Annotated in this window: 11 protein-coding genes; 3 read left to right on the forward strand and 8 right to left on the reverse strand. The window is 43.5% G+C overall.

Annotation, left to right across the window (positions count from 1 at the left end; all coding sequences use genetic code 11):
• Nucleotides 1-66 precede the first annotated feature (66 nt).
• Entirely contained in the window at nt 67-2,376 is a 2,310-nt protein-coding gene (locus tag ACYQ2C_RS07375; RefSeq protein ID WP_460101297.1) for a Tex family protein, read from the reverse strand.
• Between the two features lie 715 nt (nt 2,377-3,091).
• Between ACYQ2C_RS07375 and ACYQ2C_RS07380 the strand changes: the two genes are divergently transcribed.
• A complete protein-coding gene (locus ACYQ2C_RS07380) occupies nt 3,092-4,060 on the forward strand; it encodes a hypothetical protein (RefSeq protein WP_460049771.1) in 969 nt (322 codons plus the stop codon).
• Between the two features lie 516 nt (nt 4,061-4,576).
• Here ACYQ2C_RS07380 and ACYQ2C_RS07385 read toward each other — a convergent pair.
• Nucleotides 4,577-5,014, reverse strand: a complete 438-nt coding sequence (locus ACYQ2C_RS07385; RefSeq protein WP_460101294.1) for a hypothetical protein — start codon at nt 5,012-5,014, stop codon at nt 4,577-4,579.
• 214 nt (nt 5,015-5,228) lie between these two features.
• Here ACYQ2C_RS07385 and ACYQ2C_RS07390 point away from each other — a divergent pair, with 214 nt between their 5' ends.
• Entirely contained in the window at nt 5,229-6,053 is an 825-nt protein-coding gene (locus tag ACYQ2C_RS07390; RefSeq protein WP_460101292.1) for an NAD-dependent protein deacetylase, read from the forward strand.
• A gap of 48 nt (nt 6,054-6,101) precedes the next feature.
• Here ACYQ2C_RS07390 and ACYQ2C_RS07395 read toward each other — a convergent pair whose 3' ends face one another.
• The 6 genes from ACYQ2C_RS07395 to ACYQ2C_RS07420 form a co-directional block, all read right to left on the reverse strand.
• The gene (locus ACYQ2C_RS07395; protein ID WP_460049765.1) at nt 6,102-6,590 is read right to left on the reverse strand and encodes a GNAT family N-acetyltransferase; all 489 of its coding nucleotides are present in this window, start codon (nt 6,588-6,590) and stop codon (nt 6,102-6,104) included.
• 204 nt (nt 6,591-6,794) lie between these two features.
• Nucleotides 6,795-8,357, reverse strand: a complete 1,563-nt coding sequence (locus ACYQ2C_RS07400; RefSeq protein WP_460049763.1) for a phosphoenolpyruvate carboxykinase — start codon at nt 8,355-8,357, stop codon at nt 6,795-6,797.
• 207 nt (nt 8,358-8,564) lie between these two features.
• Nucleotides 8,565-9,458, reverse strand: a complete 894-nt coding sequence (gene hslO / locus ACYQ2C_RS07405; RefSeq protein ID WP_460101289.1) for an Hsp33 family molecular chaperone HslO — start codon at nt 9,456-9,458, stop codon at nt 8,565-8,567.
• 235 nt (nt 9,459-9,693) lie between these two features.
• Entirely contained in the window at nt 9,694-10,143 is a 450-nt protein-coding gene (locus tag ACYQ2C_RS07410; protein ID WP_460101287.1) for a DUF4124 domain-containing protein, read from the reverse strand.
• Nucleotides 10,144-10,274: 131 nt separating this feature from the next.
• Complete coding sequence (locus ACYQ2C_RS07415; protein ID WP_460101285.1) at nt 10,275-11,933, reverse strand: S1C family serine protease; 1,659 nt, start codon at nt 11,931-11,933, stop codon at nt 10,275-10,277.
• A 196-nt stretch (nt 11,934-12,129) separates the two neighbouring features.
• Nucleotides 12,130-12,534, reverse strand: coding sequence for an RNA-binding S4 domain-containing protein (locus ACYQ2C_RS07420; protein WP_460101283.1), 405 nt, complete (start codon nt 12,532-12,534; stop codon nt 12,130-12,132).
• A gap of 222 nt (nt 12,535-12,756) precedes the next feature.
• Between ACYQ2C_RS07420 and ACYQ2C_RS07425 the strand changes: the two genes are divergently transcribed.
• A complete protein-coding gene (locus tag ACYQ2C_RS07425) occupies nt 12,757-13,866 on the forward strand; it encodes a glycosyltransferase family 4 protein (RefSeq protein WP_460101281.1) in 1,110 nt (369 codons plus the stop codon).
• Nucleotides 13,867-14,023: the final 157 nt, after the last annotated feature.

Here is a 14,023-nt window from a genome sequence, read left to right on the forward strand (position 1 = left end):
TAGCTCAGATATTCACGTCTATGTGGTGCCCTAAATTATTTTCGGGCACCACAGTCTTAAAAATACTTATTTCTTCTTCATCGCCTGCGCAAGCAGTGCTCCCATACTTCCCACCCCATTACTCTTAACTTCGGCTTTTTCGAATTTTTGTCGATTAGCTTTCTGTTTGGGTTTCGATTGCCCTTGAGCGGTGATTTTCTCGCCCGGTTCGTCGCTGAGTCGCATGGATAATCCAATTCGTTTGCGAGGCACATCAACTTCCATAACCTTCACTTTCACGATATCGCCTGCTTTAACAACTTCTCTTGGGTCTTTCACAAAGGTATTTGAGAGTGCTGAAATATGCACTAGACCATCTTGATGCACACCAATATCAACAAACGCGCCGAAGGCTGTTACGTTTGTAATTGCTCCCTCCAAGATCATTCCTGGTTCCAGGTCTGAAATCTTCTCCACACCATCCTGGAATTGGGCAGTTTTAAATTCAGGGCGAGGATCTCGACCGGGTTTGTCCAATTCCGCAATAATGTCTTTTACGGTTAATAAGCCAGTCTTTTCGCTGACAAAAGCTTCTGCTTTTATGGAGCGCAAGAACTGGCTGTCGCCAATTAAAGATGTAACGCTTTTTTTGTTCTGTTCGGCAATTGATTCGACAACGCTGTAAGATTCTGGGTGAACTGCGGATCTGTCTAAAGGGTTTTCACCATCAACAATTCTTAAGAAACCCGCCGCTTGTTCGAAGGTTTTGTCACCAAAACGAGGCACTTTTTTAAGATCGGCACGAGTATTAAAGCGACCGTTGGTATCTCTGAAGGAAACGATATTATTTGCGATGCTTTGGGTGAGACCAGAAACTCTCGCCAGTAATGGTGCCGAAGCAGTATTTACCTCCACGCCGACCGCGTTTACACAGTCTTCAACCACGGTATCGAGGGATTTAGCCAATTGTGGCTGAGACACATCATGCTGGTATTGACCAACACCGATGGATTTTGGATCAATTTTAACCAGCTCCGCCAAAGGATCTTGTAGGCGTCTGGCGATTGAAATAGCCCCTCGAATGGTTACGTCCAGTTCAGGAAACTCTTTAGCCGCAAATTCGCTGGCAGAATAGACCGATGCTCCGGCTTCATTGACGATGACTTTTTGTGCTTTGATGTCTGGATGCGCTTTCAACATGTCGGCCACGAATTTCTCCGTTTCTCGACTTGCCGTACCGTTTCCAATCGCGATCAGTTCGATATGATGTTTTTTGCACAGCGCTACCAGGGTTGCCTCTGCTTCGACTATTCGATTTTGAGGCGGCGTCGGAAAAATCGCTCCGTGATCAACAACCTTTCCTGTCGCATCGATTACCGCAACCTTCACCCCAGTACGAAGTCCTGGATCTAATCCTATGGTGGGTTTGGCACCCGCCGGTGCTGCTAACAGCAAGTCTTTCAAGTTGTGAGCGAAAACCTCAATAGCCTGTTGTTCCGATCGTTCACGCATTTGGCCAATAAGATCGGTTTCTATGTGGGTGAGAAGCTTTATTTTCCAGGTCCATCGTACGACTTCTCTTAACCAAGCGTCTGCCGCTCGGGATTCATCCCTAATATTGAAGTGTTCAGCAATAATCGATTCACAAGGATGGCCGGCAGGGGGTTCAAAACCTTCAATAGTGAGTGCGAGCGTTAGAATGCCATCGTTTCTTCCGCGTAGCATAGCTAAGGCTCTATGTGATGGGACTGACTTTAATGGTTCATCGTGTTCGAAATAATCGAGAAACTTTGCGCCTTCAGATTCTTTACCGGCGATAACTCGTGCCGTCAATTTCGCATTTTCTAGCAGATAACGTCTAACTTTTTCGATTAAATCAGCGTTTTCAGCAAATCTCTCCATTAAAATATATTTTGCACCATCTAGGGCATCTTTTGGCGTCGAAATATTGTTTTCTGGATTCAAAAAGGCTTCGGCTGTCGTCTCTGGATTCAATTTTGGATCTAAAAACAATTTATCTGCCAAAGGTTCGAGACCTGCTTCAATGGCAATTTGGCCCTTGGTTCTTCTTTTTGGTTTAAAAGGCAGATAAAGATCTTCAAGCCGGTTCTTGGTTTCAGCAGAAATAATTTGATTTCTTAACTCACTGGTCAGCTTTCCTTGTTCTTCGATGCTTTTCAAAACAGTGGCGCGTCGATCCTCAAGTTCCCTTAAATAGTGCAAGCGTTCCTCTAGAGTGCGCAATTGGTTATCGTCGAGTGCTCCGGTCACTTCTTTACGGTAACGAGCAATGAAAGGAACGGTTGAACCTTCATCCAATAAAGTGACTGTTGCTTTAACTTGTTCGTTTTTTACACCAAGTTCACTGGCGATTTGTTCGTAAATGTTGTTTTCCATTAAGACTATTTTGCTCTTTTGACTTGAGTTGTTATTTCAACTGTGAATTTATGAAAGAATTTATGTGGTTTTTAATGCCTGCTGACATATTGTTTCCATATAGGTGCAGTATTATCTCGGAAAAAGTGGTGAGAAAAAATGTAATTGGTGGCACTAAATCGTTATAAATGTTTTATGAACTTTGAATGTAAATTATGGCAGCTGACCGACTAATCCAGCTTTTGGTAATAATGTTCATACCGGAATTGGGGTTTTCACATATATACGGTTTTGAACGTTCAATATTTTCGTCACTTGTGCATAAATAATTTCGTGACCTAGATCCCGGAAATTAACGAAATTTAACTATAGTGTTAATTTATTGTGTGTATAGTCACACTTAATCTAGTGTCTTTGAAACAAATTCTTAACAAAGTATTTTTACTCAAATATGAAGAGATTTTGTTAAGTTTTTTGATCAACTTAGGGCGTAGGAACTATCCTCCCAGCAGTCGTCTTGAGTCATAAAAATAAAAAAACCAATAAATATTCATCGTTGGTATTTCTTTAGCATGGTTTTTGTAAGGTAAGTTAAATTCTTAGAAACACCGTCTAAAAAAGCATTATTTATTTTATTTTAAGCTGCAAATATTAGCAGCTGCAGGAACATTTTTTTCTAATTTTTATTTTTTTAATTTTTTAACTTTAAATTTGTCTCGAAACGGAGTTTCCTAATATGAGATTTTTACTTTCATTACTCGCGCTGGTGACGGCTCAAGGTGCAAGTGCCCACGTACGTTGGTTTGTTAATTCACCCGATCAAGTATCTGCTTATACTTGGGTATTTCAGGATTTTCTTCTTGTCGGTATCGCAATTGGTGCGTGTGTGGTTGCTGGATTTTTATCTAAAATTCAACTGCCATTTGTTCGCAACGGTGCGTTCTTCAAACCATGGCCTCACGAATTGCAATTCCGTTTGCTCGCGGTTGTATTAGGTTGCTGGTTATTGTCGACTTTTTACCACGGCGAATTTATTGCTCCTAACCTAGCGCCAAGCGGCAACATTGAATTTTTGGTAGGTTTCCAAGCATTAGTTGGTGTTCTTTTATTAATCGGCCACCGAATTGCTAGTTACACCTTAAGTATTTTCTTCTTGATTTTCTTGCTAATTATCAGCAATCCATTTGTTGCTTGGATTGATTACGTACCAGAGCTTTTAGGTTTTGGTATTGCGTTGGCTTGTGCTTCTAACCCTGATCGCGCCGTTAAATATCTTCGTGTGTGTTTAGGTGTGCAATTAGTTGTGTTGGCTGTTCACAACAAACTGATTAATCCAAACATGGGTTTACAATTCCTAGAAATGCACCCTTGGAACTTCTTCCCATTAATTGGTTTAGACATGTTTAGCAATGCCAACTTTATTATCGGTATTGGTATGGCTGAGACTGCTTTGGGCGTGTTGTTAATTTTTGGTTTAGCGACTCGTTTGATTGCTGCTCTTGTAGTGTGCGTATTTGGTCTAACCGGCTCTTTGCTAGGTATCGCCGAACTTGTTGGTCACATTCCAATTGTTGCTAGCTTCTTGGTTGTTGTGTCTCTTGGTACTGGTGAAACCAACTTTAAAGAACTATCTCCAGCTAATTTGATGGCTTCTCTAGACGGTTTAGGTTCAAAAGTTACTGGTTTAATGTCAGCTAACAAATAATTAGTGTGACTGTTTATACAGTTAGATAAAGGGACTTTTTCAATGCCACATGGATGTGGCATTCCCTGCCCACAGTTTCCTTCATTAAGTTCTCCTCAATAAAGTTTCTCCCCTGTTGGATTTGTTATTTTCTCAAACTTCAGTTCTTTTTAATGAATATTTTTTCTCTGATAAATATCAATTTTTTTATTTTTAGGTTTTTTCTATATTAGTAATAACCCAGTGAAAAGTTAGTTTTCGTGTTGAAAACATTTTTGTCTTTTTATGTGGTTAATTGTCAGAATTGATTGTTTATTCGTTAGCTTAAGGGCGCGTTCTTGAGTGAGTGAGAATTTAGTACGACGGATAAAAAGATCTCTGAGAAGGTTTATATAATTTAGAAAATTCGAAATTCACTAACGGTTGTTAGCGTTGAATTTACTTTTGAAGGCGTTAGTAATGAGGCTACTCGGTAAGTAAGTTTTTACGTTTGATTAAAATTTGATTGAGAGTTTGTTCTCTATCGTTAACATTTATTTACTCAAGAAAATTCATAAACCAAGTCCATAAACCTAAAGAGAAATTTTTAAATATATTTATTCCCATAGCAGATTTTAGTAAATATAAAACAATAAGACCTGCAAGCGACAATAGAATAATTCCTAGTAATAAACTGATAATAAGGGTTCTAGCCGCGACGCGTTTTTCCCGAGCCGACATCTCACGGCGGTTTTTACCCATCAGCAAAACAACGTAGAAGCTCCACGGAACTAACGGGATTTTGAGTGTTGGTCTTAGATCGAGGAAATGGTTACTGTTTCTCTGTTTGATTAACCCTTGGGATAGATGTTCGAGTTGAGCCGCGTCAAACGTGGAGCGAACGTTTTCCGGCATGTCCGCAAGTAACCTCTTTAGCTCCTGGCACTCGTCGTGTAAACGCTTTTGTGAGTTGCAATCTTTTGGATTATTGATCATTTAAAATATTCGTAAACCCGTTAATGCGTTATGCGAATTCTTTACGTATAAGGTGTCATACCTGCGGTAGAAATCTGGAGCAGAGCAGACCAAGTAGCTGTGTGTAGATTCTTGGCCGTGCTGCTCTGGTTTCTTAATGTGCTGGTCTTTTTCAGTGCACGTAAATAAATTACCAACGTCAAAGTTGCGATTAAGTCTAGGAGTATTGGTAGATTTGAAGGCTTACCCTCAGTTACAAGAGCTTATCGACCGACATCGAAAATTATTTATTCTTACCGGTGCAGGATGCAGCACAGCCTCGGGAATTCCGGCCTATCGTGATAAACAAGGTCAATGGCAAGTTAATACACCCATTCAGCACCATGACTTTATGCAGCAACATCTTGTTCGCCAGCGGTATTGGTACAGAAGCTTGCTTGGCTGGAAGTTTGTTGGCACGGCTGAGCCCAACGCGATTCATGCAGCTCTGGCAAATTGGGAGCACAAAGGCAGAGTTGGTTTGCTGGTTACGCAAAATGTCGATTGTTTGCATCGTCGAGCGGGGTCACAGGCTTTGGTTGAGCTGCACGGTAGGCTTGATCGAGTGGTTTGCTTGGGTTGTGGTGAATATTTCCAGCGCTCGGTTATTCAAGAAGAATTGCACCAAATGAATCCACAAATTCTCGCCAAACTCGAAGTTATCCACAGGTCTATTCGTCCTGATGGTGATGTTGAGCTGGGAGATGTGGATTATTCGAGAATGGAAATTCCCTGTTGTCGCTATTGTTCAGGTGTCTTGATGCCGGATGTGGTGTTTTTTGGTGGATCGGTGCCAAAACAGAGAGTTCAGCAATGTTACGATGCTATCGACAACAGCGACGCCGTTTTAGCGCTTGGAAGTTCTCTGATGGTTTATTCGGGTTTTAGATTTTGCAAACGAGCCAAAGAGCTAGGGAAACCGCTTATTATTGTTAACCAGGGTGTGACTCGCGCGGACGACATTGCAGATTTAAAAGTAGAAGCTGATTGTATTGAGGCAATCCCCTCAATACATATTTAACTGAGCTACACACAAATTTGTTTTTGTAGTTGTGTATTTGGGTACTGTTTAGTTGTTAACCGTTTTAGCAGAGACGGCTTCGTAGGCGATGAAACCCATTTTTTGCCAAAATCGACGCGCGTCATCGGTGTGTCGCCACGCTACCTGAAAACTTTTAGCACCTGAGTTTATTAGGTCTGCTTCTATTGATTGAACCAGTTGGGTAGCTACACCCTTACGGCGATATTCTGGTTCTACCCACAGATTATGAATCAAGCCCACCGGTGTATTAATCGCTTCGGGCTTCTCATACACATATCCACAAACGCAGCCGACAATGAGCTCGTTGACTGCGGCGACCAACGTTAAGGTTGCCTTGTTGGATTCAATTTGCTCCGCTAGCGCTTCATGGAATTCTTGGCGATAGTCCATATTTGCGATGAACGGTGTCTCCGGCAGTGATACATCGAGTTTATGCCACAAGCTTTTGAGAACCTCTGAGTCATCTAAGGTCGCTTTGCGTAGGGTGCAGGTGAATTTAATCTTTGGGTGTTGCATGGTAAAACTTACTCAATAATCTCTGAATTGGAAAAACAATAAGTGTAGCCTAACGATTTTTATGAGTTTTCTGTAGTGACTATTCAACTAGGTTTATTTCGGCCGAATTTATGGGTTTATAGCATAAAAAAACTGGCGTCATACCATAAAAAAACCCCGCTTTTAGCGGGGTTTTCGATAGGTTACAGTAGCGGAGATGATCTCTTAGCCCTGTGGACCTGCGGCTTCAACGTCTTTGCTAACATCAAACTTGGTAATGTTTTGCGCGAACAATTTAGCCAGTTTACCAGCAGACTCGTCGTAAGCAGCCTTATCAGACCAAGCGTCACGAGGATTCAAGAATTTAGCATCTACACCAGGTACTGATGTTGGAATATCCAAATTCATGGCTTCAAGGTGAGTGGTTTCTACTCCTTCTAAAGCGCCCGCTTGAATTGCAGCAACAACGGCACGGGTGACAGGAATTGGGAAGCGTGCGCCTTTACCACCAGGACCGCCAGCACCGCCAGTCCAGCCGGTGTTAACCAGATAAACATTAGCGCCAAAGTCTTGGATGCGTTTCATCAACAATTCTGCGTATTCACGAGCTGGGCGAGGCATAAATGGCGCGCCGAAGCAGGTAGAGAAGGTTGGGTGAATACCCGCTTCTGCGCCCAGTTCGGTAGAACCAACGCGAGCGGTGTAACCAGACAAAAAGTGGTAAGCAGCAGCTTCTTTGCTCAAAATAGCAACAGGAGGTAATACACCAGATACGTCACAGGTTAAGAAGATAACGTTTTTGGGTTCACCAGCACGGTTTTCTTCAACACGCAGTTCAACGTGCTCTAATGGGTAAGAGCAACGTCCGTTTTCGGTAAGACTGGTGTCTGAGTAATCGGGTATACGAGTATCTGGGGTGTGAACTACGTTCTCAACAATCGCGCCGAAGCGAATTGCGTCCCAAATAACGGGTTCATTTTTTTGGCTGAGATCGATGGTTTTCGCGTAGCAGCCGCCTTCCATATTAAAGACAGTGCCTTTCGCCCAACCGTGTTCGTCATCACCAATGAGGTAACGTTCTGGATCGGCAGAAAGAGTGGTTTTACCTGTACCGGATAGTCCGAAGAACAGGCAAGTGTCACCATCTTTGCCAACGTTGGCAGAGCAGTGCATCGGTAGAACGTCTTTTTCTGGGAGCAAAAAGTTTTGCACCGAGAACATAGACTTTTTCATTTCTCCGGCATAACGCATGCCCGCGATCAATACTTTGCGTTGGGCGAAGTTGATGCAGACGATACCTTCTGAGTTGGTGCCATCGCGCTCAGGCTCACACTCGAAATTAGCAGCGTGAAGAATACGCCACTCTTCTTTACCTTTTGGGTTGTAGCTCTCTGTGCGGATGAACATGTTATGCGCAAACAGATTGTGCCAAGCTGTTTCAGTAGTCACTTTTACAGGGATGTAATAGTCGGTGTCTTGACCAACATGAAGATGAGATACGTAGTTGTCTTTACCAACCATGTATTCTTCTACACGATCCCAAAGTGCATCGAATTTATCGGCAGGGAAGGGTCGGTTAACATTTCCCCAATCGATAGCTTCGGAAGTAGACGGCTCATCAACGATAAAACGGTCGGCTGGAGAACGTCCAGTACGAGAGCCGGTCTCTGAAACAAAAGCACCTGTGGAAGACAAATAGCCCTCGTTACGACGTAGTGCTTGTTCAATTAACAATGCTGCACCTAAATCCGCGTATACGGTGGCTGTGGCCTCTTCTGTCTGTGTCATTAGTTTTTGTCCTATGAACGAAGTGGCCACTCGGTGAATATGTTGGTTAACTGTCAAGCATCAAGGAATATCTGGCCACTGGGATCTACCTTGGTGCACCGTCAAAACAGCTTTGAGGGGCGATGGATTATGACAGAAAAGCCGCTCAATGGCGAAGAGCTGTGTGGATGAATTTACCGTTGGTAACAAATTTCTCTATTTAGCTTTCTAGTGAAGTGTGTGCTTCTCTTTGTTGAAGAGAATTTTCGCGTCATCGCGAGTAAATTCGTAATGTGACAGGCAAAACTGGCAGTCGATCGTAATGGTTTCTTGTTCATCGAGCAGATCAAAAACGTCTTTCTCACCGAGAGAAATAAGCGCATTAGCAGATCGTTCTTTTGAACAGTTGCAATTGAAAGAAACCGAGGTACTGTCAAACGTTCGCACTTCAAACTCATTAAATAGTCGATACAGAAGCTGGTCTTGGCCTAACTCCAAAAGCTCAACATCTTTCACGGTTGACGCAAGATGTACGACGGTTTCCCAGTACTCTTCGTTGGTATCGCTTGAGGCGTTTAATTGTTTGGGTAAAGCTTGAATCAATAGGCCCGCGCAACGATGCTTGTCGGCGGCAAACCAGAGTTTGGTATTGAGTTGTTCAGATTGAAAAAAGTAGTGTTCTAGGCATGCCGCTAAGGTCGGGTATTCCACGGGAACTATGCCCTGATAACGCTCGCCGTCTTGAGGTTCGATAATGATGGAAATTACACCATTACTACCGATTAGCTCTTTAAAGCTTAGCCCGTTTAGGTTGGATGTATCAGCGTCTTCTTCTAAACGAACTACTGCTCGCAATTCTTTTTGATTGGTACATTCCGCCACCAACAGTTTCACAATTCCTTCGCCGCGCGCTTGAATCGATAAAATTCCCTCGAATTTAAGTGTCGAAGCAAGCAGGCTCGCCGCAGCCAAAAACTCACCCAACAGCAATTCGATACGCTCGGGAAAGCCTCGCCCGCTAACCGCGGCTTGGAATGTGTTTTCGAGTTGCACCACTTCGCCACGAATATCGGCTTGTTCAAACAAAAAACGTTTTTGTTGATCTGAAGTAGGCTGATCCATAAATATATCCGTTGGTTATTAAAAAAATCTAAGATGCTAGATTATTGATGCCCTTGACGATAATTCAAGGGCTGCTGTGTTTGTTTTAGTGACGTTGCTTTTGCGTTGCGCCACGAATTTTTATTTTAGGAAGGCTTTGGGAGAGATGCTGTAACAAGTGTTTGCTAAAAATCGTACAGGCGCGGTACTAAATTGATTCGACAAAGTTAGTTCAGTGACATATTTTACTCTGACACTACTTGCAATATTTATCGATAGCCTGCTTGAGCTTTTGCTCTCGGCGCGCACGTTCTTCTTCAGAGACATCATAAACCGTCCCATCTTTATCTTTGAACACAACCGGACCTTGAATTTTTTTCAGTTCGACGCGCGCTTTGGAGCAATCTTGCTGACGAAGTGCTCGCTCACGTTGTTTTTCTCGCTCTGCTTGTTGCGCTACGGCTCGCTCTTGTGGTGTCTCTGGTAATGCAGTGCCAAATTCTGAGGCCGGTTGGGCCTGAGTGACGTTAACAGGGCCAATATCTTCTTCTTTAATATCCTTCGCTTTTTTGTCGTCGGGCTTTTTATCGCTGTAATGAACTTTACCGTTTTCATCAACCCAACGATAAATGCCTCCCTGAGACCAAGCTTGAAAAGAAGTGGTGATTGCTATGGAGCACAAAGTAGCTGCAAATATTTTTTTCATGATGTAGTCGATTTTAGTCGAGTCGTTCTGTAAGTAATTGTTTCAATGCTGTTGGATGTCAAAATTCTAATCTATTCAAGCATCGACGAGCAGGTTAAATTTCCAAACTCCTAAAAGCATCACAAACTGAATTAGTCATCAAGGCTGTGAACGGTTTTAGATGTTAAACCTGTTTGTATGGCGCTGTCTGTACGAATCGCTTGAGCAGCTTTTTCCGTTCTTTGATCAAACAAGCCTTCCGAATAGGATGATGGCAATCCATAGAGCTTTTCGATTTTCTCTTGTGTGGCCAGTGCTTCTTGATGGTCGATAATCATCTGAAAACCACGATCATCGGCAAGATGGACGAAGTCACCGTTGTAGTTTTTAAGTGTGTTTGCAAAACTGGCAAAGTCTTTTACCGGTTCACCATTCATGGTGTCGATCACCCAATTACTCCAGTTATGGTAGCCAAGGTTAACATCTGCGGCCAAAACCTTCAGTGCGACGACTAATTCTTGTCGATCTGGCGAAGACCACACTTGTCGAGAATACAAAAACTCAACGGGTGCTTGATTGTGCCAATCTCGGCCCCAGCGTTTAATAAGGTTCATGTTTAAAGGTACGAACACCACACCGCCATAGACAAAATATTGCGGCAATTGATCGTACTGCGGCCCCAATACTAGGCTGCGATTAACGCGGCTCTGTTCGGCAATTGTGTTGACGGTCATTTCTTCGCCGTCGCGAAGCAGCGTAAATTTGATGCTATCACCGGGCTGTAGGTTATCGACGACAAATTTAAAGTCAGCGCGTAAATCGTTGTCGATTTTTACGGTTTCGTTATCGGCAATTTCGTAGTTGTTGATCCCAAGAAGAATATCACCTTCGCGTATTACCTCTGCGGCGGCGCTGTCTTTAAATACCTTTGTCACCAAAATGCCTTGATGATCACCTTTAATTTTGTAGGCGCGTTTGCTGGCCGGGTTTTCTAAGCTCTGGGTGCGAAATCCAAGATCGGGTATACCGTGGAAGACACCGTCTTTTGCGTCTTCAAGAACATGCTTAATAACTGACGGCGGCACAAAATAACCCAGGTTTTCTGCCCGTCCGCCCGCGGTCGCCTGCATGACCACACCGACAATTCTATTGTCAACGATCACCGGGCCACCGCTGTTGCCGGGGTTAATTGCAGCATCAATTTGTCCGGCCAGAAGATAACTGCCGGCGTGCGCGTAGCGCTGATGCTCGACTCGCGAAAGTATGCCGCGGGTAATGCTTAAGGTTTCACCGCCAAAGGGAAATCCGAACACAGATACTTCTGTCAGTGGGTCTGGTAAATCGCCGATTTTCAGCGGATTTAATTCATCGAAGAAGCTTTTATCCTCAACTGCTAATATGGCTAAATCAGCTTCATGGGAGACAAAATCAACTTTCGCTAGGTATTTTTGTGGGTCATTGTGTTTCTGGACTTGTAAATATCGTGCGTCGGCGATGACGTGGGCATTGGTCAGTATTCGATTACCGTCAATCACGGCACCAGAGCCACTGGTCTGCTCCAAATTAAGCAAGCGCCAAGGCGTAAAGTAATCCGGTGCGGCTCGGGTGGTATGAATCTTAATTACGGCTTGTTTTAATCGTTGCAGCGCCTTTGCATCTTCAGAGATGTCGTTAGCTAAAACGGTGTTTGCGCTCACGCACAATAACGCCAAGGCTCCGATTTTTACGGATTGGAAAATTCTCGCCATCACTAGTCCATAACGGTGTGTGTCTAAAAACTGTTTGATCGAAACGCGCACAAATAGACCCATAATGCTTAATAACCCTTAAATTTAATTCATTGCAGAAATACCCGAAATTAATCCGTTCGTTAAGGTATTTCTTCATACACACTGCCAATTCTGCAAGCAATAAAGGCTTTTTTGAGGTCGGTAGTGATCGCTAATTTCTCAATCTTCTTACCAACAGCTTAGATGGATTTGGCAGGACATAATTTTTCCTGAACCGTTAATCTTCGTCTTGGTTTGCCTGTGTATCTATTCGCTTGAAACGGTGAATTTGACGGCGCTGTTTTTTGTTTGGTCGGTGTTCGGATAGAACGCCCATAATTCCACCGGCTTTTCGTTGCTCGGCGGCGGTTTTACGGGTGGCAATACTTTTCTCGGTTTCTTCGTACAGTAGTTGAGCTTCTGGCGCACCACGTCGTTTGTCTGACAGCGCTTTAACTTCAACTTCGATCTTGTCCCAGCCTTGCTGAATTATCAGGTTTAAGCCAACGGTTAGGTCTTTACTGGCTTTCACTCGTTGTCCTTCGCAATGAACCTTGCCGCCTTCTATTGCTTGCTTGGCCATATTCCGAGTTTTAAAAAAACGCGCTGCCCAAAGCCATTTATCGATTCTTACTTTATCCATATTGCCCAATTAGCTTGTAAATAGGAGGTCGTTTGTTGAGTTTTTCGGTAATAGTGCTGAACATTGCTACCTGCTTAAGTACAATACAAGCATTCTTGCTGGTGAACTCTTACGGCTGTGATTACACCGCATTATTTGGGATCAATGGCGCATTCGCAATCCTAGATTAGGATTCAAGGCGCATATTTTGTTTAATCATTCAGATTATTAAGAAGAAGTTTCTTGCGTATTTTACAGGTTTTACCCGAGCTGAATTCAGGTGGTGTAGAGCGTGGCACCGTGGAATTTGGCGCTTACCTTCAACGTCACGGACACGAATCCCACGTTATATCCGCCGGTGGTCGATTGGTTAACCAATTACAGCAAGAAGGCTCGATTCATCACAAACTGCCCGTTCACAAAAAAAGTCTTTTGTCGGTTCGCTGGGTGCCAAGGCTTCGACGTCTTATTGAAGAAATTTCGCCGGATATCATCCACGTACGCTCCAGAATGCCGGCGTGGTTGACGTGGTTGGCGATAAAAAACGCTACTACGCGACCAGCTCTTGTTTCTACTTTTCACGGTTTGTATTCGGTCAATCGATACAGTGAAATCATGGGCTGTGGTGATCAAGTCATTGCTGTGTCTGAATACGTCAAAAACTACATTGTAAACAGTTATCCTCGAATAGATGCTGAGAAGATCAGTGTGATCCACCGAGGCGTTGATACCGAACGTTTTCAGCTTGGTTACCAACCGGATGCGGAATGGTTTTTACGTTTTCATCAAGAGTACCCACATCTCAAGGATCAGCCTATTGTGTTGATGCCGGGGCGACTTAGCGCTTGGAAAGGTCATGAGCACTTTATTGCGCTAATGAAGCGACTCAAACAGCAGGGAATTCAAGCACAAGGCGTGATTGTTGGTGGCCCGACGCCGGGAAAAGAAGCTTACGAACAACATCTGCAGAATCTGGTTGACCAAGAGAATTTAAGCGATGTAGTGACCTTTTTAGGACATCGTTCAGACATACAAAATTTGTATTCTATTAGCACAATTGTATGCAACTTATCGGAAAAGCCTGAGCCTTTTGGTCGCACAGTAATTGAAGCTCTGGCATTAGGAAAAATGGTTGTCGCCTTTGATGAGGCGGGGCCCGGCGAATCTTTGGCGGAGTGCTTTCCGAGTGGTTTGGTAGCTAAAGGTGACGAAAATGGGCTATTTTCCTGTGTGACTCGTCTCTTAAAAGACCCACAACCTGCATTTATTAAAGAAAATTTCACTTTACAATATCAGGCTGAGCAAACGCTTGCTGTTTATGAGCGAGCCTTGTCTTTGCGTCACCGTGAATAATGGTAAAGCTGGCGAGATTGCAAAAAAAACGCCTAAACCCAGGTAACTCGGCGTTCACAAAAGAAATGATGTTGTCTAGGCCGGATCGGTATTTGCGATTGATGATCTTATTGTCAGCCGCTATATTGGCGCGTTTATGACGACTTACTAAAAGGCT

The sequence above is a fragment of the Sessilibacter sp. MAH3 genome (assembly GCF_054658275.1).

Excerpts from the sequence above, each read along its gene's own strand:
- ACYQ2C_RS07415 (WP_460101285.1), bottom strand. The coding sequence starts at position 11,933 with ATGGGTCTATTTGTGCGCGTTTCGATCAAACAGTTTTTAGACACACAC.
- ACYQ2C_RS07395 (WP_460049765.1), bottom strand. The coding sequence starts at position 6,590 with ATGCAACACCCAAAGATTAAATTCACCTGCACCCTACGCAAAGCGACC.
- ACYQ2C_RS07380 (WP_460049771.1), top strand. The coding sequence starts at position 3,092 with ATGAGATTTTTACTTTCATTACTCGCGCTGGTGACGGCTCAAGGTGCA.
- hslO (WP_460101289.1), bottom strand. The coding sequence starts at position 9,458 with ATGGATCAGCCTACTTCAGATCAACAAAAACGTTTTTTGTTTGAACAA.
- ACYQ2C_RS07420 (WP_460101283.1), bottom strand. The coding sequence starts at position 12,534 with ATGGATAAAGTAAGAATCGATAAATGGCTTTGGGCAGCGCGTTTTTTT.
- ACYQ2C_RS07375 (WP_460101297.1), bottom strand. The coding sequence starts at position 2,376 with ATGGAAAACAACATTTACGAACAAATCGCCAGTGAACTTGGTGTAAAA.
- ACYQ2C_RS07410 (WP_460101287.1), bottom strand. The coding sequence starts at position 10,143 with ATGAAAAAAATATTTGCAGCTACTTTGTGCTCCATAGCAATCACCACT.
- ACYQ2C_RS07385 (WP_460101294.1), bottom strand. The coding sequence starts at position 5,014 with ATGATCAATAATCCAAAAGATTGCAACTCACAAAAGCGTTTACACGAC.
- ACYQ2C_RS07400 (WP_460049763.1), bottom strand. The coding sequence starts at position 8,357 with ATGACACAGACAGAAGAGGCCACAGCCACCGTATACGCGGATTTAGGT.